The organism is Rhodococcus sp. S3 (genome assembly GCF_058211795.1).
Genome location: NZ_CM177074.1, coordinates 1208482 through 1232390, shown reverse-complemented (window position 1 = coordinate 1232390; position 23909 = coordinate 1208482). Strand labels below are relative to the sequence as shown.

General features: G+C 70.2%; 13 protein-coding genes. 7 read left to right on the top strand and 6 right to left on the bottom strand.

What is annotated here, in order from left to right; genetic code table 11:
- Positions 1-36 precede the first annotated feature (36 nt).
- The 3 genes from AC0LPE_RS05785 to AC0LPE_RS05775 are packed head-to-tail and all read left to right on the top strand — an operon-like array spanning position 37 to position 2251.
- Positions 37-729: a lipid droplet-associated protein gene (locus AC0LPE_RS05785; protein ID WP_160877129.1), complete on the top strand. Its 693-nt coding sequence runs from the start codon at positions 37-39 to the stop codon at positions 727-729.
- Positions 726-1991, top strand: a complete 1266-nt coding sequence (gene xseA / locus AC0LPE_RS05780) for an exodeoxyribonuclease VII large subunit (RefSeq protein WP_016693942.1) — start codon at positions 726-728, stop codon at positions 1989-1991. The genes AC0LPE_RS05785 and xseA overlap by 4 nt, the downstream gene beginning before the upstream one ends.
- Positions 1988-2251: an exodeoxyribonuclease VII small subunit gene (locus tag AC0LPE_RS05775; protein WP_160877127.1), complete on the top strand. Its 264-nt coding sequence runs from the start codon at positions 1988-1990 to the stop codon at positions 2249-2251. The genes xseA and AC0LPE_RS05775 overlap by 4 nt, the downstream gene beginning before the upstream one ends.
- Positions 2252-2313: 62 nt before the next feature.
- Here AC0LPE_RS05775 and AC0LPE_RS05770 read toward each other — a convergent pair whose 3' ends face one another.
- Positions 2314-2883, bottom strand: a complete 570-nt coding sequence (locus tag AC0LPE_RS05770) for a DUF4245 domain-containing protein (RefSeq protein ID WP_024103281.1) — start codon at positions 2881-2883, stop codon at positions 2314-2316.
- Between the two features lie 183 nt (positions 2884-3066).
- Between AC0LPE_RS05770 and glpX the strand changes: the two genes are divergently transcribed.
- Positions 3067-4101 carry a class II fructose-bisphosphatase gene (gene glpX, locus AC0LPE_RS05765; protein ID WP_016693944.1) on the top strand — a complete coding sequence of 345 codons (1035 nt, stop codon included), beginning with the start codon at positions 3067-3069 and terminating at the stop codon, positions 4099-4101.
- A 119-nt stretch (positions 4102-4220) separates the two neighbouring features.
- Positions 4221-5636: a class II fumarate hydratase gene (locus tag AC0LPE_RS05760; protein ID WP_490605772.1), complete on the top strand. Its 1416-nt coding sequence runs from the start codon at positions 4221-4223 to the stop codon at positions 5634-5636.
- 127 nt (positions 5637-5763) lie between these two features.
- On the opposite strand, the gene AC0LPE_RS05755 is transcribed toward AC0LPE_RS05760, so the two are convergent.
- Positions 5764-6354 (bottom strand): LGFP repeat-containing protein, encoded by a 591-nt coding sequence (locus AC0LPE_RS05755; RefSeq protein ID WP_026061516.1) that lies wholly within the window; start codon positions 6352-6354, stop codon positions 5764-5766.
- 161 nt (positions 6355-6515) lie between these two features.
- Between AC0LPE_RS05755 and AC0LPE_RS05750 the strand changes: the two genes are divergently transcribed.
- Together AC0LPE_RS05750 and AC0LPE_RS05745 are read left to right on the top strand one after the other, a co-directional pair.
- On the top strand, positions 6516-6938 hold the full coding sequence (locus tag AC0LPE_RS05750) for a limonene-1,2-epoxide hydrolase family protein (RefSeq protein WP_024103278.1): 423 nt from the start codon (positions 6516-6518) through the stop codon (positions 6936-6938).
- Positions 6939-7042: 104 nt separating this feature from the next.
- The gene (locus AC0LPE_RS05745; RefSeq protein WP_016693948.1) at positions 7043-7471 is read left to right on the top strand and encodes a carboxymuconolactone decarboxylase family protein; all 429 of its coding nucleotides are present in this window, start codon (positions 7043-7045) and stop codon (positions 7469-7471) included.
- 55 nt (positions 7472-7526) lie between these two features.
- Here the strand turns inward: AC0LPE_RS05745 and phoH2 are convergent, their stop codons facing one another.
- From phoH2 to AC0LPE_RS05725, 4 genes are all read right to left on the bottom strand, one after another.
- Positions 7527-8891 carry an RNA 5'-3' helicase PhoH2 gene (phoH2, locus tag AC0LPE_RS05740; protein ID WP_174247077.1) on the bottom strand — a complete coding sequence of 455 codons (1365 nt, stop codon included), beginning with the start codon at positions 8889-8891 and terminating at the stop codon, positions 7527-7529.
- A gap of 325 nt (positions 8892-9216) precedes the next feature.
- On the bottom strand, positions 9217-10470 hold the full coding sequence (gene entS, locus AC0LPE_RS05735; RefSeq protein ID WP_490605771.1) for an enterobactin transporter EntS: 1254 nt from the start codon (positions 10468-10470) through the stop codon (positions 9217-9219).
- A 10-nt stretch (positions 10471-10480) separates the two neighbouring features.
- Complete coding sequence (locus AC0LPE_RS05730) at positions 10481-11524, bottom strand: ABC transporter substrate-binding protein (RefSeq protein ID WP_088896598.1); 1044 nt, start codon at positions 11522-11524, stop codon at positions 10481-10483.
- Complete coding sequence (locus AC0LPE_RS05725; RefSeq protein WP_490605770.1) at positions 11521-23835, bottom strand: amino acid adenylation domain-containing protein; 12315 nt, start codon at positions 23833-23835, stop codon at positions 11521-11523. The genes AC0LPE_RS05730 and AC0LPE_RS05725 overlap by 4 nt, the downstream gene beginning before the upstream one ends.
- Positions 23836-23909: the final 74 nt, after the last annotated feature.

Sequence of the window (23909 nt, the reverse complement as noted above, 5' to 3'; positions counted from 1 at the left end):
CTACCAATCACGCCGATCATCGGGCAGTCTTGGGGCATGATCCGTCCACCGTTCCTGGCACGGGTGGCTGCCGGCGTTGCTGTCACCGCGTACGAAGAGACCCTCAAGCTGCCGAGCACAGCCGTTTCGTTGCCGATGACGACGGTGAGCCAGATCCTGCAGACGACGATGCGAGTGCAGCAGGTCATGACCTCGCTCGCCATCAAGGGCGACCAGTTCTTCGAGATCTTCGGAGCCGAGCCCGGCGAGACCGCACAGTGGGCGACCTTCGACGACGACGGCTCGACCGCCTCGGACGAGGCCGTGACCTCGACGAACAACACCCCGAACGGCGCTCCCGGCCGGTTCGCCCTGTACTCGATCCCGCCGGCGACCGAGGCCGATGCGCCCGTGGCCGAGCAGGCCGCACCGGTGAAGGTCGGCACCGCGACGACGAAGGGCCCCGCGAAGAAGACGGCAGCGAAGAAGACCGCTCCGAAGAAGGCAGCCGACGCCGAGGGCACGAAGATCGGCGAGACCACGGACACGAAGGTCGCCGCCGGCGACCGTTCCGAGATCGTCGAATACCTCGACTACGACTCGCTGACCCTCGCACAGCTGCGTGCCCGTCTGCGCGCACTGTCGGTGGACGAGCTCACAGCGTTGCTCGAATACGAGAATGCTCACGCCGCGCGTACTCCGTTCGTGACGATGCTGTCGAACCGGATCACGAGCGCGCGTAACAAGTGACGGCCGGACAGAACGCGGCACGCCCGAACTCCGCGGAGCAGCCCTGGCCCGTCCGTACCGTGGCGCAGAAGGTCGCCGGGTGGATCGACAAGCTCGGCACCATCTGGGTCGAAGGGCAGATCACGCAGATCAACGCCCGTCCCGGGACGCGGACGGCGTTCCTGACCCTGCGTGACCCGTCGGTGGACATGTCCCTGCAGGTGACCTGCTCACCACAGTTGTTGCAGCAGTCGGGGGTGCCGCTCACCGAGGGCAGCCGCGTGATCATGTTCGGGAAGATGACCTTCTGGCCGGGTCGCGGCAGCCTCGCGCTGCGGGTCACCGAGATCCGGGCGATCGGCATCGGCGAACTTCTCGCGCGTCTCGAGCGGCTGCGCGCGTTGCTCGCAGCCGAGGGCTTGTTCGACCCGCGGCTGAAGCGCCCACTCCCCTTCCTGCCGCGCCGCGTCGGCCTGGTCACCAGCCGGGGCAGCGCGGCCGAGCGCGATGTGCTGTCGGTCGCGCAGCGTCGCTGGCCGGCCGTGCAGTTCGACGTGCGCCACGCGACCGTGCAGGGCCCGACCGCGGTCACGCAGCTCATCGAGGCCCTCGAAGCACTCGACAAGGACCCGGACGTCGACGTGATCGTCCTCGCCCGCGGTGGCGGCAGCGTCGAGGATCTGCTGCCCTTCTCCGACGAGGCGCTGTGCCGTGCCATCGTCGCGTGCACGACCCCCGTGGTCAGCGCGATCGGCCACGAACCCGACAGCCCGCTCTGCGATCACGTCGCCGATCTGCGAGCCGCGACCCCCACCGACGCCGCGAAGCGCGTCGTACCCGATGCGGTTGCCGAACTCGATCTCGTCGACGAACTGAGAGCACGGTCGGCGGCGGCGCTGCGCAACTGGGTCCGGCGCGAGGAACACGTGATCGCACAGTTGCGCGACCGTCCCGTACTGGCCGATCCGTTCCGCGACCTCGACCGCCGGAACGAGGAGATCGAGCGGCTGCAGCACGCGGCACGACGCGACGTCACGCGATTGATCTCGTCGCAGTCGTCGACGCTCGAACACCTGCGGGCACGGTTGGCGACCCTCGGACCCGCGGCGACCCTGGCGCGTGGCTACGCCGTGGTCCAGCGGATCGTGCCGGGCAGCGCCCCCGAAGTGGTACGCACACTCGACGAGATGCCCATCGGCACCCAGCTGCGGGTGCGCGTGGCGGACGGCGCGGCCCGCGCCGCCGTCATGGGACACGAACGACAAGGAAGATCAGGACAGTGACGAACGCGGGAACCGACGACGCCAACGCCGATGTGCGGGAGTTCGGCTACGAGCGAGCTCGGGACGAACTCGTCAACGTCGTGAAGATGCTCGAACAGGGCGGGCTCGACCTCGACGACTCGTTGCAGCTGTGGGAGCGCGGCGAGGCGCTCGCGAAGCGCTGCGAAGAACACCTCGCCGGCGCTCGCGAACGTGTCGAGCAGGCACTCTCCCTCGCGGACGACGAGGACGAAGACGAGTACGAGGACGACGAGGACTGATCTCGAACGATCAGTCCTCGACCCATCCGACCCGGATCAGCGTTCGACCGACCGGACCCGGATCAGGGTTCGAGCGGCTCGGCCCTGCCCGCGGCCGTGGCCAGGGTGGTGAACTCCGCCTCGTCGCCCGACCCACCGATCAGGATGCGCACGTCGCCGAAGTCGGACACCCAGAGTGCTTCGACGCCCTCGCCTCCGTAGACCACCCAGTCGTGGCCCTCGACGGACCGGGTGTCGGTGGCGGTGCGGGCACCTCCGGCGACGAATCGCACCAGTTCGTCCTCACCGGCATCCGATTGGGTGAAGCGCACGTAGCGACCTGCGGGAGTGATGAAACCGACGGTGCTCGAATCGCCGCCCTGGTTACCGGAGACGATGCTGCGGCTGCCGGAGTTGGGTTGCCAGTCCTCGGGCACCTCGGGGTGGCGGATCGGGAATCCGAGTTCCGCCGCGTCGTATTTCAGGCCGGCATCGATGTCGAAGCTCGGCACGGGACCCGCCGTGGGTCCGCCGGGCTTGAACTCGCACTGGCTGGCGATCGCCGCGATGAAGAGGATCAGCACGAGAAGCGGGATCAGCGACCACGCCATATCTCGACCGTCTTGCAGGATGCGAGGTTTCTTGGATGCCACCCGTCCAGTCTGACAGCTACGAAACGGGCAGGTTCAGGCCGGGCGGGTCCGACAGCCCACACCATCGGCCGTGATGAGACAATAGCCACGCGACACACACGGATCGTGCGGGCGCCCTCGGCGCCCGCTCCCTCTGCCGGCGCAACCCGCGTCGACCGAAAAGTCTCCAGGAGGCAGTAGCCCATGACGGCCAGCACCCCACGCCGCGAAGCTCCGGACCGCAACCTCGCGCTCGAACTGGTCCGCGTCACCGAAGCCGCGGCGATGGCGGCCGGTCGGTGGGTCGGACGCGGCGACAAGGAAGGTGGCGACGGTGCCGCGGTCGACGCGATGCGGCACATGGTCAGCTCCGTGTCGATGCAGGGTGTCGTCGTGATCGGTGAGGGCGAGAAGGACGAAGCGCCCATGCTGTACAACGGCGAGGAGGTCGGCAACGGCGACGGTCCGCTGTGCGACGTCGCGGTCGACCCGATCGACGGCACGACCCTCATGTCGAAGGGCGCTCCCGGCGCGATCGCGGTGCTCGCCGTGGCCGAGCGGGGCGCGATGTTCGACCCGTCCGCCGTGTTCTACATGGAGAAGATCGCCGTCGGCCCCGAGGCCGCCGACGTCATCGACATCACCGCCCCGATCGCGGAGAACATCCGTCGCGTCGCGAAGGCGAAGAACATCGCGCACGCCGACCTGACCGTGACGATCCTCGACCGTCCACGCCACGCGCAGATCATCAAGGAGGTGCGCGAGGCGGGTGCCCGTATCCGTCTGATCTCCGACGGCGACGTCGCCGGCGCGATCGCCGCTGCACGTCCGGGTTCGGGTGTCGACATGTTGCTCGGCATCGGCGGTACCCCCGAGGGCATCATCGCCGCGGCAGCGATGCGCTGCATGGGTGGTGCGCTGCAGGGTCGCCTGGCACCGAAGGACGACGCCGAGCGCCAGAAGGCGATCGACGCCGGACACGATCTCGACCGTGTCCTCACCACCACCGATCTCGTCACCGGCGAGAACATCTTCTTCTGCGCGACCGGCGTCACCGATGGTGAGCTGCTCCGCGGTGTCCGCTACTCCGCCGGTGGCGCGGAGACGCAGTCGATCGTGATGCGCAGCAAGTCGGGCACGGTCCGCATGATCGAGGCGTACCACCGCCTGCAGAAGCTCAGCGAGTTCTCGTCCATCGACTTCCACGGTGTCGCCGGCTCGCCGCCGCCCATGCCCTGATCGTCACTGCCCTGATCGTCACTGCCCTGATCTACAGCGATCGTTCCGAGGAGGGGCACTGCACCGAGTTCTGGTGCAGTGCCCCTCCTCGTTCGTTCCGGCGGCATAACGTGGAGGACATGACCGACACCGAACAGTCTTCTCAGCAGTTCCGTATCGAACGCGACACGATGGGCGAGGTCCAGGTTCCGGTCGACGCCTTGTGGCGCGCCCAGACGCAGCGCGCCGTGGAGAACTTCCCGATCTCGGGCCGTGGACTCGAACGCGCACAGATCCGCGCGCTGGGTCTGCTCAAGAGCGCGTGTGCCCGGGTGAACAAGGACCTGGGTCTGCTCGACCCCGACAAGGCCGACGCGATCGTCGCGGCCGCCGATGCCATCGCCGCGGGTGAGTACGACGACCAGTTCCCGATCGACGTCTTCCAGACCGGTTCGGGCACGAGCTCGAACATGAACACCAACGAGGTCATCGCCTCGCTCGCCGCGAAGGCCGGCGTCACGGTCCACCCCAATGACGACGTCAACATGTCGCAGTCGTCGAACGACACCTTCCCCACCGCGACGCATGTCGCAGCGACCGAGGCGACGGTCAAGGATCTGATCCCTGCCCTCGAGCACCTACACGGCGCCCTCGACGAGAAGGCGAAGGAGTGGCGCACGGTCGTCAAGTCGGGTCGTACGCACCTGATGGATGCGGTCCCGGTGACCTTGGGCCAGGAATTCGGTGGTTACGCCCGCCAGATCGAGGCCGGGATCGAACGCCTTCGGGCGACCCTCCCCCGCCTCGGCGAACTGCCGATCGGCGGTACCGCGGTGGGCACGGGCCTCAATGCGCCGGCGGATTTCGGTCCGCGCGTGGTGGCCGTGCTCGTCGAGACCACGGGGCTCGAGGAGCTGCAGCGGGCCCGCAACAGTTTCGAGGCGCAGGCCGCGCGCGACGCGCTGGTCGAGGTGTCCGGGGCGCTCCGCACCGTCGCCGTGTCGCTGACGAAGATCGCCAACGACATCCGCTGGATGGGATCCGGCCCGCTCACGGGTCTGGCCGAGATCCAGCTCCCCGATCTGCAGCCCGGTAGCTCGATCATGCCGGGCAAGGTCAATCCTGTTCTTCCCGAAGCGGTTACGCAGGTCGCCGCACAGGTGGTGGGCAACGACGCCACCGTGGCGTGGAGCGGCGCAGCCGGGGCGTTCGAACTCAACGTCTACATCCCGGTGATGGCCCGCAACGTCCTCGAGTCGATTCGTCTGCTCGCCAACGTCTCCCGGTTGTTCGCCGATCGCTGTATCAGCGGACTGGTCGCGAACGTCGAACATCTGCGCACGCTGGCGGAGTCGTCGCCGTCGATCGTCACTCCCCTCAACTCCGCGATCGGATACGAGGAGGCCGCCGCTGTCGCCAAGGAGGCCCTGAAGGAGAAGAAGACGATCCGTCAGACCGTCGTGGACCGCGGCCTCGTCGGCGACCGCCTGAGCGAGGAGGAACTGGACCGCCGCCTCGACGTCCTGGCGATGACGCGGGTGGACGAGGAGTCCTGACCCGCAGGGTCCGGACCTACCCCCGCCTGCATCCGCTACGAATTTCGCCATCCGCTACAGCAAGTTCCTGTAGCGGATGGCGAAAACGTGAGCGGATAGCGAGGGCTCAGCGAGCCGGGGAGTCACCTCACTCCTGGACCACCTCGGTCCCGGCGCCGGGCGCCCACGTGATGTAACCGAACTGGAAGTTGCTCCGCGCACCGTCGGGCGTCTGTTCCTCGTCGGTGATCGGGAAGCCCAAGTCGCCGCCGGCGCCACCCGCGGCCTCCCAGGCCGTGCGGATCTCACCCCACACGATGTGGGAATCGGTGTCGGGGCTCCACGCGATGATGCCGCCCTCGAACTCCGCGACGTAACCGTCGCCGACCTCCTCCTGCTGGCCGGTCGCGGCGCCGAGCGGGCTGGACGCACCGCCGACCTCGTCGTACTTCTGCAGGATCGGTCCGCTGAGTTCGACCTGCTCGCCGTCCGGTCCCGGCACCGCACTGGACTGATCCGCCGCGGGCTCGTCGGCCTCGGGCGAATCGTCGCCCTGCGTGATCGATTCGACGGCGCTCTCCGCCTCGGACGCCACGCTCTCCGCGGCGGACTGGACCGCGCTGGTCGCGCTGCCCACCGTCTCCTCCGCGGATTGGTCGTCGCTGCAGCCCGCGACCACCAGTCCGACCGCCGCTGCGGCCGCCACCAACGCTGCTCTGCGTCGGGGAATTCGATTCATCGGTTTCGCTCCTGTCACTCGAGAGGACGGGTACCTGATTTCAGGGTGCCCGACTCCTCCGCGACACAACCCGGTTTCCGGTGATTCCGTGCTTGCACGAATCCACCCCACCCCCGGCATCCTGCCGTTACCATGCGACGCAGCCGACGCCGAGGAGAACGATGAGCACACAGACCGCCACCGCGCAGGACGCCGTCGCCACGGTGACCGATTTCCTGGAGGCAACGGCCGCGGAGGACATCGACCGCGCCGCCTCGCTGATCACCGACGACATCGCGTGGCACAACACCTGGCTCCCCACCATCCGCGGCGGTTCCCGGGTCCGGAAGATCCTCGCCGGCCTCGCACGGCCTTCGGTGGGCTTCGGTGTCGTCGTCCACCACATTGCAGCCGACGGCGACATCGTGCTCACCGAACGCACCGACATCCTGCGTTTCGGACCGGTGAGCATCGAGTTCTGGGTGTGCGGCACCTTCGAACTGCGTGACGGACGGATCGCCGTGTGGGACGACCACTTCGACGTCCTCACCTTCCTCCGCGGAACCGTCGTGGGCGTACTGCGCGCCGTCCTGCGACGCTCCTGACGATCCTCACCCCCACCGCTCCCCGAAGAGCCATGGATGGGCGCCCCCATAGAATCCGTTCGGCGCCGAACCGTTCGGCGACGGATCAGCAGGGAGCGATGAACATGTCCGACGCCGAGCACACTCCGGGATTCACGGCGGGTCTGGAGATCCGGCGCGAAGTGATGGGTGACGACTTCGTCGAGCGGGCGTTCGAGCGGTCCCGCGGCACCGACTCCGAGGCGATGCAGGAGTTCGTGACCGAGCACGCCTGGGGGGCCGTGTGGTCGCGTCCCGGCCTGGACCGGCGCAGTCGCAGCCTGCTCAACCTCGGCATGCTCATCGCTCTGCGCGCCGAGAACGAACTGCGCGGACACGTCCGCGGAGCCCTGCGCAACGGGCTCGGCCGCACGGAGATCGTCGAATCCGTCATCCACTGCTCGGCGTACTGCGGTGCCCCCGCCGGACTCGCTGCGATGCGCGTGGTCCAGGAAGTGCTCGAGGCCGAACTCGGCCCTCTCCCCGAGGACACCGACGCCTCCGACGAGGCCTGACGACGACGGCGCGCCCGGCGGATGCCGGACGCGCCGTGTCGGCCGTGCTCGGGCGTCAGGCGCCCGGAGCGAACTCCTCGAGCATCTCCGTCACCAGCGCCGCGATCGGCGACCGCTCACTGCGGGTGAGCGTGACGTGCGCGAACAGTGGATGTCCCTTGAGCTTCTCGATGACCGCCGCGACACCGTCGTGCCGGCCGACACGCAGGTTGTCGCGCTGGGCGACGTCGTGGGTGAGCACGACGCGCGATCCCGCACCGAGCCGCGACAGGACGGTGAGCAGCACGTTGCGTTCGAGCGACTGTGCCTCGTCGACGATGACGAACGAATCGTGCAGCGACCGGCCGCGAATGTGCGTGAGCGGCAGCACTTCCAGCATTCCGCGGCTGAGCACCTCCTCCAGTACCGCCGGGCTGGCGAGTCCTTCCAGGGTGTCGAAGACCGCCTGGCCCCACGGATTCATCTTCTCGGCCTCGGTACCCGGCAGGTACCCGAGTTCCTGCCCGCCCACCGCGTAGAGCGGCCGGAAGACGACCACCTTGCGGTGGGTGCGTCTTTCCAGGACGGCCTCGAGTCCGGCCGTCAGTGCCAGCGCGGACTTTCCGGTTCCGGCCTTGCCGCCGAGGGAGACGATGCCGACAGATTCGTCGAGCAGCAGGTCGAGCGCGACGCGCTGCTCGGCGGAGCGCCCGTGCAGTCCGAACGCCTCCCGGTCGCCGCGGACGAGCTGCACCCGCTTGTCGGCGGTGACCCGGCCGAGTGCGCTGGACGAACCACCGAGAAGCCTGATTCCCGTGTGGCACGGCAGATCCCGCGCGTCGTCGATGTCGACGATGCCCTCGGTGAACATCTCGTCGATGAGGGCCCGGTCGACCTCGAGTTCGGTCATGCCCGTCCATCCCGAGATCACCACGTCCTGGGCGTGGTACTCGTCGGCGTCGAGACCGACGGCACCGGCCTTGACGCGCAACGGGATGTCCTTGCTGACGAGCACCACGTCGCGCCCCTCGGTGGCCAGGTTCAGGGCGCACGCGAGGATGCGGGAGTCGTTGGTGTCGGTGCGGAATCCCGCGGGCAGGACCATGGGGTCGGTGTGATTGAGCTCCACGTGGAGGGTGCCGCCCTCGTCCCCGATGGGGATGGGCTGGTCGAGGCGTCCGTGCCGCTGCCGCAGGTCGTCGAGCAGACGCAGCGATTCGCGGGCGAACCAGCCGAGTTCGTGGTGGTGCCGTTTCCCTTCGAGTTCGCCGATCACGACCAGCGGAAGGACGACTTCGTGCTCGGCGAACCTGGTGACCGCCCAAGGGTCGGAGAGCAACACTGAAGTGTCCAGCACGTAGGTGCGTACAGCGGATTCTTTCGCAGCGGCGGTACCGGAGGCGTGGCCGGAGCGGGTGGGGACGGAGCGTGTTGCGTTCACGTGGGGCTCCTCGGCCCGGACGGCACCGCCCGGACGTATTCGGTGGGCCGGTGGGTCCCCGGTGTCGTCACGACCACGGAGGCCCGGTGCCGGCCCCCTCGCTCGGACTGTGTCAGCCACACGATCAGGGACCTCCCGTGTAGACGGCACCTGCGCCGCCTACACCCCCGACGCTAACCCCGATACGGACGATTCGCTCGGCAGGGGGAAGCGTGTCGGTGAAGATTGCGTTAACGACACCTCGTAAGTACCCCTGAACCCCAGCAAACACAGTCGACTCCGCTGCGTCAGGAGCGCGCGAACCCGTGGATCGCGCGGCGTACGGTCACTCGACCGTGACCGGATACGCGCTCGGTTCCACCGCCGCGCCGCGCAGGCGCCGCAGCACCAGGGTCACGAGCAGCGCGAGGACCGCCATCGCGGCGCTGTACCAGACGACCGCGTCCGGGGCGTCGAAGATGCCGCCGAACAGGCCCGCGACGAGCGCACCGACCGACATGCCCGCGACCTCCTGGGCGGACCACAGGCCGTTCACCCGGCCGAGCAGCGTGTGCGGCGTGTGCGTCTGGATCAGCGAGTAGCGCAGCACCTCCTGCACGGCCCCGAACACACCGACGATCACGAGCAGCACCGCGGTGAGCGCCAGGACGGACGTGACGCCGACCAGTGCCTGGACGACGAAACCGAGGACCAGGGCGGTGAGCAGCACGCGGCCGGGCCGCACCGAACGACCGAGCCATCCACTGGTGACCGTGGCCGCGGCGGCACCGAGCGCGATCGCCGCGTACATGACGCCGATGGCGACCGCGTTGCCCTCGAAACGCGCGTCGGCGAAGGCCGGTACGAGCACGAGCACACCGCCGCCGAGCATCGCGACGACACCGGCGATCATCACCCCGCCGACGACGCGTTCACGGCGCAGGAAGCCGGTCACCGTCTCCGCGGGTGCGTCGGCGTCGTGCCCGGCGTCCGCCGTCGGTGGGTTCAGCGCGGGCAGGCCCGAGAGCAGGGTGACGGTCACGGCGGTGCCGATCGCGGCCACCCAGTAGTTCCACGCCACCGAGAACGTAGCGATGACGAGACCGCCGAGCGCCGGGGACAGGACGGCTCCGGCGCGGGCACTGAGGACGTTGAGCGCGCCGACGGCGACGAGCTGGTCATTGGGGACGAGGGTGGGTACGACTGCGAGCAGAGCGGCGATGCTGATCGACCCGATCAGGCCGTTGACGACCGTCAGGGCGATGATCGCCGGCACCGAGGGCGACGACAGGCCGGCGTTGACGGCCAGTCCGACGAAGGTGAGGCCTGAGACGGTGCGGGCGAACAGGATCAGGAACTTGCGGTTGTAGCGGTCGGCGAGCATGCCGCCGAGCAGCATGCCGCCGATCGCAGCGCCCCCTTCGAGCGCGGAGACCAGACCCACCATCGGTGACGATCCGGTCAGGTCGTAGACCTGGATCGGTACGCCGACCATGAGCATCCCGATACCGAAGATCGAGATGGTGCGAGCGATGAAGATCCGGCGGAAGGCCGCGCTCTCGCGCAGCGGCCGCAGATCGAAGAGGGCGCCGTTGCTCATTGCCGGGCCGTCACTCGGACTTCGCGGCGGCGTCGGCGAGCATCGGGGCGATCTCGTCGGTGGCCCACTTCAGCGACAACGCCGACGGGAAGCCCACGGCGTTCGGCATGCCGGTGTTGCGGGCGAGCGAGACGACCGCGCCGCGCTCGACGGCCGGCAGACGGTTCCACGCCTCGAACTTGGTCAGGTATCCGAGATCGCCGGTGGGCGAGACGACGACGAGCAGGTCGGCGTCGAGCTGCGAGATCTCCTCGTAGGACAGCACACCGCGTCCGTCGGCATCGACCTGCAGTGTGTTCGCGTACTCGCTGAGCTCGAGGCCGAGGGAGTTCAGGAACTGCCCGATGCCGCGGTCGTCGGCGGCGAGCACCGACAGCTGACCACCGGTGTCACCGATGATCGCGTTGTAGGTCGCGCCGTCGAGCGCGGGGTACTGCTCCTTGGCGGCGTCGAGATCGACCTCGGCCTGCTCGATGACCTCCTCGGCCTTCTCTGGGATGCCGAGGGCCGAGGCGATCTTGCGGGTGGAGTCCTGCCACGGCTCACCGTTGGCGCGGTAGTCGAAGTGGACGACGGGGAACTGTTCGGCGAGCTGGTCGTAGGTGTTCTGCTCGAGTCCCCAGAAGCCGGTGGAGACGATGATGTCGGGCTGCAGCGCGGCGATCTGCTCGGCGATCACCGTGGCACCGCCGTCCATGTTCAGCAGCGGCGGGACGTCGGCGCCGAGCGCTTCGGCCTCCCACGGCCACACACCGGTGCCGCCGGTCGCGGCGAGGTTCTGGGCATCGACGGGGAGCGCGAGCGGGGTGACGCCCAGCGACAGCAGGATGTCGGCGTCCTGCGGCGACAGCGGCAGGGCGCGGGTCGGGGCGGACTCGACGGTGGTGTCGCCGAACTTGCCGGAGACGGTGACCGGGAACTCGCCGTTCGCCGCCGTCGCGCTGCCGGACGAGCCACCGCTGTCGGTGTCCGAGCCGCACGCCGTGACACCGACCAGCATGGCGGTGGCGGCGAGGGCGACGCCGATCCGGCGCAGTCGCTTGTGGATCCTCATCGATTCTCCTCTGCTGTAGAACACTTCGTGGGTCCGCCGGCCGGGTCCCCGTTCCCGGCGCCGCGGATCTCGTTCTCGTGGAGGGTCGCGGCGAGTCCGCCGATCGACCCGGTGGTGAAGATCGACTCGGCGTCGATCACGTATCCGGCCGCGCGCAGTCCGCCGAGGATCCGCATCACCGAGATGCTGTCGCATCCGAGTTCGAGCAGATCGTCGTCGACGCCGACCTGCTCGACGCCGGTGACCTCGGAGGCGAGGGCGCACAGCAGTTCTTCGGCCGGTGTGGACGGTGCCCGGTGCGTTCGCGGGGCGAGTTCCGGTCGCGGCAGCGCGGCGCGGTCGATCTTGCCGTTGGCGAGCGTGGGCAGGGTGTCGAGCACGACCGTCGCCGACGGCACCATGTAGTCGGGCAGCACCCGCGCGACCGCGCGTCGCAGCGTCTCGGCGTCGAGGGTGTGCCCGGCGGCCGGGACGACGTGGGCGACGAGACGTGCCGTCGCACCGAGATCGGTGCGGGCGAGCACCACGGCGGTCGCGACGTCCGGTCGCGACGAGAGCACGGTCTCGATCTCGGCCGGCTCGATCCGGTAACCGCGGATCTTGACCTGGTCGTCGCCGCGTCCGCGGTACCGGATGTGTCCGTCGGACGCCCACAGGGCCCGGTCACCCGTGCGGTACATGCGATCACCGGGGAACTCCGGATCGATCGTGTCCGCGACGAAACGGTCGGCGGTGCGACCCGGGTCGGCGAGATAACCGCGGGCCAGTCCACGACCGGCGAGGTAGAGCTCGCCCTCCACGCCGATCGGCGCGGGGCGCATCCACCGGTCGAGGATGTAGGCCCGGGTTCCGGCCACCGGTCGGCCGGCAACGGGCGCGTCCGCGTCCGAAGCCCGTGCGACGAGCGCGTCGACGGTGCTCTCGCTCGGCCCGTAGAGGTTGTAGGCGCTCACCCCGTCCAGGTCGCGCAGCCGGTCCCACATCGGTTGGGAGACGGCCTCGCCACCGAAGCCGAGCGAGGCCGGGCACCGGCCGTCGTCCGCGAGTCCGTGATCGAGCAGCTGCGCGAGGTGCGACGGGGTGACCTCGACGAAGTCCCAGCGGGATTCGTGGGCGACGCGGACCATCTCGGCCGGGTCGCGCTGGACCTTCTCGTCGACGACGTGCACCGCGTGCCCGTCGAAGAGCCACAGCTGCGGTTGCCACGACGCGTCGAAGGCGAACGACCACGCGTGGCCGACCCGGAGCCGGTCGCGTCCGGTCCGTGCCTGCGTGGGCGCGTAGAGGTCGGCGCGGTGGCTGTGGAACAGCGCGGTCAGGCCGCGGTGCAGGGCGAGGACCGCCTTGGGTGTGCCGGTGGAGCCGGAGGTGTACACGACGTAGGCCGGGTGGTCGGCGCGCAGCGGTGCGAGCCGGTCGGCGTCGGTCAGCGGGGCGCCGTCGTAGCCGGCGACCCGCGCCGCGAGCGTCTCGTCGTCGAGCGCGAGCACCGGCGCGTCCACCGCGGGCAGCGACGACGCGAGCTCCGCGGTGGTGAGCACGACGACCGGCTCCGCGGTGCCGAGGATCGTCGCGACACGCTCGGTGGGAGTGCGCGGTTCGAGCGCGACGTAGGCGCCGCCGGAGACGAGCACCGCGAGCATCGCCGCGATCGAGTCGGCCGTGCGGGGCAGCACGAGCGCCACGCGGGTCTCGGGAGCGACACCGTGGTCGACGAGCAGGCGCGCCCATCGGCGGACCCGGGACGCGAGGTCGGCGAAGGTCCATTCGAGATCGCTTGCCACGAGCGCGGTCTCGTGCGGGTGGCGGGCGACCGCGTCGTCGAACAGGTCCGCGACGGTGACGGCCTCGGTGACCGGTGCCGGTGTGGCCCGCCACTGTTCGAGCCGGGCGCGTTCGTCGGCCGGCAGGACGTCGATGGCGGACAGGCGCCGGTGCGCCTCTCCCCCGGCCAGCGTGCGCAGCACCCGGTCGAGTCCGGCGGCGAGACGTTCGACGGTGCCGCGGTCGTACAGGTCGGAGCTGTACTCGACGACGCCGACGACGGTGTCGGTGCCCGCATACTCGACGAGGTCGAACGACAGGTCGAACTTCGAGGTCTCCATCGGGTGCGGTTCGGGGGTGACACCCGCCGTGAGCCCACCCGCACTGCGCGGATCGGGTTCGACGAGATAGACGATCATCACCTGGAACAGCGGGTGCAGGGCGCGCGAGACGGATCGGTCGGAGCCGAGCACCGCGTCGACGACCTGCTCGAACGGCAGGTCCTGGTGGTCGAACGCCTCGAGGTCGGTGCGGCGGATCCGGTCGAGCAGTTCGGCGACGGTCGGGTCGCCGGACAGGTCGGTGCGCAGCACGAGGGTGTTGAGGAAGAAGCCGACGAGATCCTCGAGTTGCGCGTCGCCGCGTCCGGAGACCGGGGTGCCGAGGGGGATGTCCTCGCCACCGCCGTAGGCGGCGAGCAGCACCGCGACGGCGGCCTGCACGACCATGAACATCGAGACGTCGTGTGCGCGTGCGACTTCCCGCAGTGCGCGCACGACCTCCGGGTCGAGCGCGAACGGCACGGCGCCACCGCGATAGGAGGTGCGGGCCGGACGGGTCCGGTCGGTCGGCAGCGGCAGTTCCTCGGGCAGGCCGGCGAGGGCGTCGCGCCAGTAGGCGCGCTGACGCGCGGCGAGCGACTCCGCATCCGCCGGGTCGCCGAGCAGGTCGCGCTGCCACAGTGTGAAATCGGCGTACTGCACGGCGGGCTGCGTCCACTCCGGTGCCTGCCCCATCTGCCGCAGCGCGTAGGCGGTCGCCAGATCGGTGAGCAGCGCCTTGGTCGACCACTCGTCGACGGCGATGTGGTGGATCACCAGCGCCACGACGGTGTCGTCCCCGGCGTCGAGGACCGACAGCCGCACCGGCAGCTCGGCCGACAGATCGAAGCGGTGATCGATCGCCTCGGTGAGCGCGCCGCGGACGTCGGCCGGGTCGACCGGGCGGTGGTCGGCGATCACGCGGACCTCGTCGGGCGTGAGCACCTGCTGGTAGGCCTGTCCGTCCTCGGTCGGGAAGACAGTGCGCAGCGCCTCGTGACGCAGGACGACGTCGCGCACGGCCGCTTCGAGTGCCGGGACGTCGACGCGTCCGTGCACCCGCCACGTGACCGGCACGTTGTACACGCCGCCGCGGGCCCCGAGCTGGTCGAGGATCCAGAGGCGTTGCTGCGCGTACGACAGCGGCACCATCGCAGGTCGCGGGTCGGCCGCAACCAGCGCGGGTCGCGGCGACGCCTGACCCGCCGCCGCGCACCGCTGCGCGAGCGACTCCACCGTCGGGGCGTCGAAGACCGTGCGCAGGGCCAGATCGGCGCCGAGCTCCGAGCGGATCGCGTTCACGAGCCGGATCGCAGCGAGCGAATGCCCACCGAGCGCGAAGAAGTCGTCGTCGATACCGACCTCGTCGAGTCCCAGCGCATCCGCGAACAGTGTCGCGATCGTCGCTTCGAGCTCGGTACGCGGCTGCCGTCCGGATCCGGTGTCGAACTCCGGTGCCGGAAGGGCACTGCGATCGAGTTTGCCGTTGAAGGTCGTCGGGACCGCGTCGATCACGAGAATCCGTGCGGGCAGCAGATAGTCGGGCACACGTCCGACGAGCGCCTCACGGACCGCCACCGGGTCCACCGCGACTTCCGCTGCGGGAACGACATATCCGACGAGCACCGAATCGCCTGTGCCGGTCGGACCGGCAGAGCCGGCGGGACCGGGTTTGACCGCCGCTACGGCACGGGCGACACCGTCGACGGCATCGAGAGCCGCCTCGAGTTCACCGAGCTCGATGCGCAGACCTCGCAGCTTGATCTGGTCGTCGCCGCGACCGAGAAATTCGAGGTCGCCGCGGGCGTCCCATCGCGCGAGATCGCCGGTGCGGTAGAGCCTCTCACCGGTATCGCCGTAGGGGTCGGCGACGAACCGCTGCGCGGTGAGTGCCGGGCGCCGCAGATAGCCCTGCGCGACCTGCACTCCCCCGATGTACAGCTCACCGGGGGTGCCGGCCGGCACGGGGCGCAGATACCGGTCGAGCACGTACAGGCACACGTTCGCGCCCGGCCGGCCGATGACGGAACCGCGGGTGGGCGAACCGATCCGGGCACCCGGGTCGGCGTCGAGGGTCACCTCGACGGCAGCTTCGGTCGGGCCGTACAGGTTGTGGACCTTCACCTGCGGCAGCACCTTCGCCGCGCGTTCGACGGTGCGGGGCGACAGTGCTTCTCCGCTGCACACGATGCGGCGCAGGTTCGCGGCGCCCGCGGTGGCGGGCACGGCGAGAGTCTCCTCGAGCATCGACGGCACGAAGTGGGCGACGGTGATGTTCCCGCCGCGCAGCAAGGTCGCCGATTCGACGGGATCGCGATGCGCGTCGGGTCCGCCGACGACGACACTCGCACCGTCGACGAACGGCGCGAACAACTCCCACACCGACACGTCGAAGGTCGCGGGCGTGCGCAGCAGCACCCGGTCGTCGGGCGAGAGCGGCAGTTCGCGGCGCACCCATTCGAGCCGGTTCGCCACGGCGCGGTGCGACACGGCGACGCCCTTGGGCAGACCCGTCGACCCCGAGGTGTAGATGACGTAGAGCGGGTGGTCGAGGGTGAGCGGCGCGATCCGGTCCGTGTCGGTGACGGGCTCCGGGCTGCGGGCGTCGATGCGGGCACGGACCTCGGCGTCGTCGAGGTCGAGTCGCGGATGCTCACCGGGCAGTTCGATGTCGCTGCGCGTGAGCACGACTCGCGGACGCGCGTCGCCGAGCAGGTACTCGATGCGCGTTTCGGGCAGCGTCGTGTCGATCGGCTGGTAGGCCGCACCGGACTTCACGACGGCGTGGATCGCGACGACCTGCTCCACGGAGCGGGGCACCGCGACCGCAACGATCGCACCCGGTCCGGCACCGAGCGCGACGAGTTCGCGGGCGAGGCGGTTCGAGGCGGCGTCGAGCGCAGCGTGGGTGAGGGTGCGGTCGGCCGCGACGAGAGCCGGTCGTCGGGCGTGCTCGGCGGCACTGCGCGCGAGTGCCTGACTCAGCGGGACGAGAGCGAAGTCGACGCGCGCGCCGGTGCCGACGGCGAGCTGCCCCGCGGCCTCGTCGGCGTCGAGGATCGCGACGTCGCCGATCCTGGTCTCGGGTGTGCTCGCGACCTGATCGAGCAGCGTGAGCAGCGCGGCGAGCAACGTATCGGCCGTGGTGGCGTCGAACAGGTCGGTCGCGTACTCCACCGACACGGCGACCTCACCGGTGTCCGGGGCGTCGACGAAGGTGAGATTGAGGTCGAACTTGGCGCGGACGTTGCTCAGCGGCTCCCAGCGGGTGGGCACACCGAGCAGGTCGGGCAGCTGCGCGGGGCGCTGCAGGTAGCTCACCATCACCTGGAACAGCGGGTTCCGTCCCTCGACGCGCGGCGGTGCGAGTCGCTCGACGAGCTGCTGGAAGGGCACCTCCTGTTGCGCCATCGCCGCGAGATCGGTTTCGCGCACCCGGTCGAGGAGATCGGCGAAGGTGGGTTCGCCGGACAGGTCGGTGCGCAGCACGAGGGTGTTGACGAAGAAACCGACGAGTTCGTCGAGGGCGGTGTCGGACCGGCCCGAGACCGGGGTGCCGACGACGATGTCGTCGCCCGCGCCGAGCCGCGAGAGCAGTGCCGCGACGGCCGCGTGCAGCGCCATGAACATCGTGCCGCCACGGGCATCCGCGACCGCACGCAGGCGGGCGGCGATGTCGGCGGGGACCGTCGCGGTGGTGTTGCCCGCCGCGCCGGTCGGCCGCGCGGGGCGGGGCCGGTCGGTGGGCAGGACGATCTCGTCGGGCAGCTGCGCGAGAGTGTCGGTCCAGTAGTCGATCTGGGTGTCGATCCGGCCGGCCTCGATCAGTTCGCGCTGCCACAGCGTGTAGTCGGCGTACTGGACGGGCAGCGGCGACCACTCGGGTGCCGCACCGGCCGATCGGGCGAGGTAGGCGCGGGTGAGGTCGCCGAGCAGCGGCGCGTCCGACCATTCGTCGGTCGCGATGTGGTGCAGCACCACCGCGAGGACGTGCCGGTCGGGTGCGACGCGCACCAGCACGACCCGCAGCGGCGGGTCCGTGCGCAGATCGAACGACGCGGTGAGCCGCTCGGTGAGCAACACCCGGACGGCATCCTCGGATTCCGTCTCGTGCAGTTCGAAGCGCACGGCCTCGGCTGTGGACAGGATCCGCTGGTAGGGCGTGCCGTCCTCGGACTCGACGATGGTGCGCAGGCTCTCGTGACGTTCCACGACGTCGGCGACCGCCGCGGCAAGGGCATCGGCGTCCACCGCACCGTCGAGGCGCGCGACGTGCGCGTAGTGGTAGGCGAGGCTGTCGTCCTGCAGTTGCTGCAGCAGCCACAGGCGTTCCTGGGCGGCCGACAGCGGCACCCGGTCGGGGCGCGGCAGCGCGGTGACCGGCGGGAGCGCCGCTGCGGCACCGGGAATGCGGCGGGCGAGTTCCTCGACGCTGCGGGCCTCGAACAGGTCGCGGATGGTGACGTCCACGCCGAGTTCGGAGCGGATGCGGCCGACGATCCGCATGGCGATCATCGAGTGCCCGCCGAGTTCGAAGAAGTCGTCGTCGGCGCCGACCTCGTCGATGCCGAGGACGTCGGCGAAGACCTCGCACAGGACCTTCTCGGTCCCGGTGCGCGGTGCGCGTCCGCCGAGGCCCGTGGCGGCCTGCGGTTCGGGCAGGGCGCGGGTGTCGAGCTTGCCGTTGACGGTCATCGGCACGGAGTCGATGAGCTGCACCCCGGCCGGGACCATGTAGTCGGGCAGCTGGGCGCGCAGGTGGGCGACGAGCCGCGAGGTCAGATCGGACGGATCACCGGCACCGACCGGAACCGCGTAGGCGGCGAGTCGTTTCGTGCCGGGTACGAGCGGGTCGTCGACGGCGATCACCGCCGCGGTGCCGACCTCGGGGTGCTCCTCGAGCACGGCCGCGATCTCGTGCAGTTCGACGCGGTAGCCGCGGATCTTGACCTGGTCGTCGACGCGGCCGAGATAGTCGAGGTTGCCGTCGGCACGCAGGCGCATGAGGTCGCCCGTGCGGTACATGCGACCACCGGCCGACCACGGATCGGCGACGAACCGGTCGGCGGTGAGCCCGAAACGGTTCAGATAGCCGCGCGCGAGACCCACACCGGCGATGTACAACTCGCCGACGACACCGTCGACGACGGGGCGCAGCCACGGGTCGAGGATGTAGGCGCGGGTCGCGCGGATCGGGACGCCGACCGTGGGGGTCGCGCTGTCCTCGGTGCCACCGCCAAGGGTGTTGATCGTGTACTCGGTGGGGCCGTAGAGGTTGTACCCGAGGGTGCCGTCGGTCTCGCGCAGGCGCGTCCACACCGAATCCGACACGGCCTCACCGCCGAGCAGGACGAGCGGCGGGCGGTGCTGTCCCGGCCCCTCGTCGAGCATGCCGTCCGCGATCAGCTGCGTCGCGTAGGTGGGGGTGACGTTCACGACGTCGATGGCGTGGGTGTTGCAGTACTCGACGAGCGCGGTGGCGTCGCGACGCAGGTCCTCGTCGCAGACGTGCACCTCGTGACCCTCGACGAGCCAGAGCAGTTCCTCCCACGACATGTCGAAGGCGAACGACACGGTGTGCGCGACCCGCATCCGGCGTCCGTCCACCGACGAGACCACCGGATCGAAGATCTCGTCCTGATGGTTGCGCTGCATGTTGGTCAGGCCCCGATAGGGGGTGACCACACCCTTCGGCTTGCCGGTGGACCCGGAGGTGTAGATGACGTAGGCGGGGTGCTCGAGCCGGCCCGGACGGCCCGGGGCGAACGCGCCGAGTTCGGCGTCGGTCAGCGGCGCGGTGTCGGCGGTGCCGAGTTCCATCGCGACCGCTTCGTCCAGGCGGATGCTGCGGTCGGCGGGCAGGCCGAGACGGTTCTGCACCGCGGTCGTGGTGAGGAACAGCGCCGGCTGCGCGTCGTCGATGACGGTGCGCAGACGCTCGTCGGGCTGGTCGAGTTCGAGCGGCAGGTAGGCGGCACCGGTGCGCAGGATCGCGAAGAGCGCGACGACGGTGTCGATGCTGCGGGGCAGGCCGAGGCACACGATGGTCTCGGGCCCCGCTCCCCCGGCGATGAGGGTGCGGGCGAGCGCTTCGACGCGGCCGGCGAGTTCGCCGTAGGTGCAGCTCTGTTCACCGGAGACGAGGGCGATGCGGTCGGCGTCGGTCGCGGCGCGCGCGATGAGCATCTCGGCGACGGTGACGTCCTCGACCTCGGGGATCTCGGCGCGCAGCCGGGCATCGGTGACGGCGTGCTCGGCGGCCGTCAGTGCCGGCACGGACGCGACCGGCAGATCCACTCCGCGGGCGACGAACTCGAGCAGCGCCATGAAGCGGTCGTGCAGGGCCCGGGCACGCGCGCCGTCGACGACGTCGGGCCGGTAGTCGATCTTGACGTGCATCGTCTGTCCCGGCGACACGACGATCGCGAGGGGATAGTGCGTGTGGTCGAGGCTGTCCTCCGCGACGATGTCGTGCCGCGCGGACTGCCGGGCCATCTCGTCGGCGTCCTTGAAGTTCTGCAACACGAACAGGGTGTCGAACAGTTCGGAATGACCGACGGCGCGGAGGATGTCGCCGAGTCCGAGATACTCGAACTCCATGCGGTCGGCGTACTCGTCCTGCATGCGGCGCAGCAGGTCCGCGACGGTCTCGGCACCGGACAGGCGCACCCGCACCGGGACGGTGTTGAGGAACATGCCGATCACGCGGTCGAGTCCGACGATCTCGGTGGGCCGCCCGGCGACGGTGGAACCGAACACGACGTCGGTGCTGCCGGACTCGGCGGCGAGCAGCAGGCCCACGACGGCGTTCATCAACGCGTTGAGGGTGACACCCGTGCTGCGGGCCCGGTCGCGCAGTGCCGCGGTGAGCGTCTCGTCGATGAACGACTCGATGCGCAGCGGCACGATGGCGGCGCGGTCGCGGGTGGATCCGGCGAGCAGCGTGGGCTTGTCGAAACCGGCGAACTCGTCGCGCCAGGCCTGCTCGGCGGCGGCGCGGTCGCGTGCGGCGAGCCACTGCAGGTAATCGGTGAAACCCGCTTCGGGCGCCGCGATCTCGTCACCGGCGTAGCGGGCGAGCAGTTCGTCGACGAACAGCGCACCGGACCAGCCGTCCCACAGGATGAATTCGCGGTTGACGACGAGACGGTCGATGCCGTCGAGGTGCAGCAGCAGCATGCGCCACAGCGGCGGGGACGCGAGGTCGAACGGCTGCAGCCGATCCTCCTCGATCAGTTTCTCGGCGCGGGCCTGCTGCTCGGCGGGGTCGAGGTCGGTGAGGTCGACCTCGGTGAACGGCACCTCGAGATCCGCCGCGCCGATGAACTGCACCGGATCGGACAGACCGTAGTCGGTGAAACCGGCACGCACGGTGGGATTCTCGGCGAGCAACCGTGCGGCGGCGCGGCGCAGGCGCGCGACGTCGAGGCGGTGGCCGAAGTCGAGCGAGAACTGGGCGGTGTAGATGTCCTTCGACGAGTCGAAGACCGACTGGAAGTACAGGCCGCGCTGCAGCGGCGACAGCGGCCAGATGTCCTCGATCCGCACGGGCGCGATCCGTGCGACACGATCGATCTCGGCCTGCGTGAGCGTGACGTGCCCGAGATCGGACGGGGTGAGGGAGGTTCTTCCCGAGGCTGCGTCGGCGCGGCCGAGGAGATCGGCGAATGCCGCGCGCCATGCCTCGGCGAGCCGGGCCACGAGATCTGGGTCGAGAGCCTCGTCGGCGGTGAGATGCACCGTGGCGCCGCCGGTTCCCCGTTCGACGTGGATGTCGAGCAGGTAGTTGCCGATGCGGTCTCCGCCGCTCCGCACGAGCACCTGCGGCTGCCCGAGCGGCGCGAGGGCCGGTCCGGCCTGGACGTTGGCGTAACGCAGCATCGGCCAGCCGATGCCCCGGTCGGGGGCGGCGCGCAGGCGTTCCTTCGCGGCGCGCAGGGCGTCGAGCGGATCGGTGGCGAGCGCCAGCCGCACCGGCGTCGTCCAGTCGAGCGCGCCGACGGTGCGGGTGAGGTCGGCGTCGGCGGTCAGTGCGATGCGGCCGTCGCGGACGATGTCGACGAGCAGTTCACCGTCGCCGCTCTCACGGGTGTTCGCGACCGCGGCTGCTGTCACCGCGGTCCACACATCGGTCGAGTCACCCGAGACGAGACCGGCCACCGTGGTTGTCGCCGTGGCGAATTCGTCGTCGGTCAGCGTGACGGTCACGGGCGTCCGTGTGCGGCCGGTGGCCACCGCTGCGGCGAACTCGGCACCGGGTGCGACGGTGGTCATCCAGTCGGGCAGTTCTGCGAGTCGCTGCGGGGAGGCGGCCTGCTCGGTGAAGACGCGGGCGTGGGTCGCGGGCGAGGTGGGCACGGGCGGCAGCACGATCTGCGTGCCGCGCCGGGCGGCGCGCAGGGCGCGGTGCAGGTCGGCGGTGACGATCGACCAGGACGTCTCGTCGACGAGTCCGGCGGGGGCGAGGAAGACCAGTTCCCCGGCGGTCTCGTCCGCGCCGGTGAGCCGCACCGCGGTCAGGATCCGGCCGACGGTGGCCTCGGGACGCAGGGGCAGGTCGGCGGTCGCGGCTCCCGCGGGCAGCGCGGCGTCCGCGACGAGAGTCCGGGCGTCGACGGCGGCGGTGTCGTTCACCGACAGCAGCCACAGCACCGGGGCCGGTGCGGTGAGGGTCGTCCGCAGCGCCGGGTGGTGCGCGACCACGGCGGCGACGGCGGCGGCCAGGGTGTCCTCGGTGAGATCCTCCGGAGCCGGAATGCGGTATTCGCGCAGGTCGGCGTCGACGGCGAGTCCGGCGTCGCGGCGTCGCGCGGTGGCCGGCATGAGCGCGAGCGGCCCCGCGATGGTGTCCTCGTGCCCGGCGGCAACGCCGATGTGATCGGCCTCGGAACTCTCGCCCACGTGGTCGGCCTCGGGCTTCTCGGCGAGCGACGGTGCCGGGGCGACGTCGAAGGTGCCGAGCGGCGCGTCGAGGTCGTCGAGGATCGCGGTGAGGAAGTCGTCGAGGTCGGCGGCGCAGCGCTGCGCGAGCGGTGCATCGTCGGCGTGGCCGCGCAGTCCGATCTCGATCGGGTGCCCGGCCTTCTCGAGCACGAGGATGAATTCGAGTTCGCCGACCGGTCCGGAGGACAGCATGTGCGCCTGCGATTCCCGGCCGACCGAGTACCGCGAGGCAGCTGCGGGCATGATGTTCACGCCGACGGTCGGGGGCCGCCAGTCCGGGTCGATCTCGGCGAGTTCGCGGCCGAGATCCTCGCCGCGGTACCGGCCGTGCTTGAGCAGTCCGAGCAGTTTGCCGTCGATGACCTCGGCGACGTCGGCCAGACGCGCGTCGTCGGGCACGTCGAAACGCAGGGGCAGGACGCTGGCGACCATCGCGGGCACGGTGCGCAGTTCGCGGGTGCCACGCGCGGTCGTGGGCAGGCTGATCACCACGTCGCGGCGGCGGGTGGCCCGGGCCAGATAGGCACCGAGGAGTGCGATGAGCACGGTGGCGGGCCGGGTGCCGTGGGCCTTGGCGTACCGCTCGAGCCGGCCGCGTCCGTCGGCGTCGATGTGCGACCAGGCGACGAGTTCGCCGGGGCTCGACAGGCGACCCGAGCCGAGCAGGCGCGTCACCTGCGGGAGGTCGGCGAGTTCGTCGAGCCAGTAGCGACGGTCGAGTTCGCGCTGTTCGCTCGCGACGTACTCCTCGTCGACGCGCACGTACCGTTCGAGGGTCCACTCCGCGGCGCGGTCGGGGCCCTTGCCCTCGACGTACGCCTTGGTCATCGCGGTGGTCGCCAGGCCGATGCCGTAGCCGTCGTTCACGATGTGGTGGTACTGCTGGTACAGCCGCACGGTGTCGTCGGACAGGCGGTGGATGGCGAATCGGAACAGCAGGTCGCGGGCGAGGTCCTGCGGTTCGCTCATCGTCTCGCGCATCCAGCGGTCGGACGCCGCCGCCGGGTCGTCCTCGCCGCGGAAATCGATGACCGGCAGGTCCCACTCGTGGGTCGCGCGCGGGATCTGGACGACGTTGCCGTCGGCGTCGACGTCGAAGTTGACGTGCAGGGTCTCCGCGACGTCGAGCACCGAGTGGATCGCCGTGATCATCCGGTCGATGTCGATGTCGTCACCGATGGTCTCGGTGTACATGCCGGTGTTGTAGAGGTGCCCGGTGGCGTCGAGCTGATGACCGAAATAGATGGTCCGCTGCGCGCGCGTGACGGGATACACCGACTGCATCGAATTTTCTCTCTCCCACGGATGCCGCGACGAACCGCGGGCGCATACCGACTAGCTGATGGTTAGGCTAACCA

What these genes read in the sequence shown, in the direction of transcription:
- AC0LPE_RS05750 (WP_024103278.1), top strand. Translation starts at nt 6,516, where the DNA reads ATGAGCACACAGACCGCCACCGCGCAGGACGCCGTCGCCACGGTGACC.
- entS (WP_490605771.1), bottom strand. Translation starts at nt 10,470, where the DNA reads ATGAGCAACGGCGCCCTCTTCGATCTGCGGCCGCTGCGCGAGAGCGCG.
- AC0LPE_RS05755 (WP_026061516.1), bottom strand. Translation starts at nt 6,354, where the DNA reads ATGAATCGAATTCCCCGACGCAGAGCAGCGTTGGTGGCGGCCGCAGCG.
- AC0LPE_RS05745 (WP_016693948.1), top strand. Translation starts at nt 7,043, where the DNA reads ATGTCCGACGCCGAGCACACTCCGGGATTCACGGCGGGTCTGGAGATC.
- AC0LPE_RS05730 (WP_088896598.1), bottom strand. Translation starts at nt 11,524, where the DNA reads ATGAGGATCCACAAGCGACTGCGCCGGATCGGCGTCGCCCTCGCCGCC.
- glpX (WP_016693944.1), top strand. Translation starts at nt 3,067, where the DNA reads ATGACGGCCAGCACCCCACGCCGCGAAGCTCCGGACCGCAACCTCGCG.
- AC0LPE_RS05760 (WP_490605772.1), top strand. Translation starts at nt 4,221, where the DNA reads ATGACCGACACCGAACAGTCTTCTCAGCAGTTCCGTATCGAACGCGAC.
- AC0LPE_RS05785 (WP_160877129.1), top strand. Translation starts at nt 37, where the DNA reads ATGATCCGTCCACCGTTCCTGGCACGGGTGGCTGCCGGCGTTGCTGTC.
- AC0LPE_RS05725 (WP_490605770.1), bottom strand. Translation starts at nt 23,835, where the DNA reads ATGCAGTCGGTGTATCCCGTCACGCGCGCGCAGCGGACCATCTATTTC.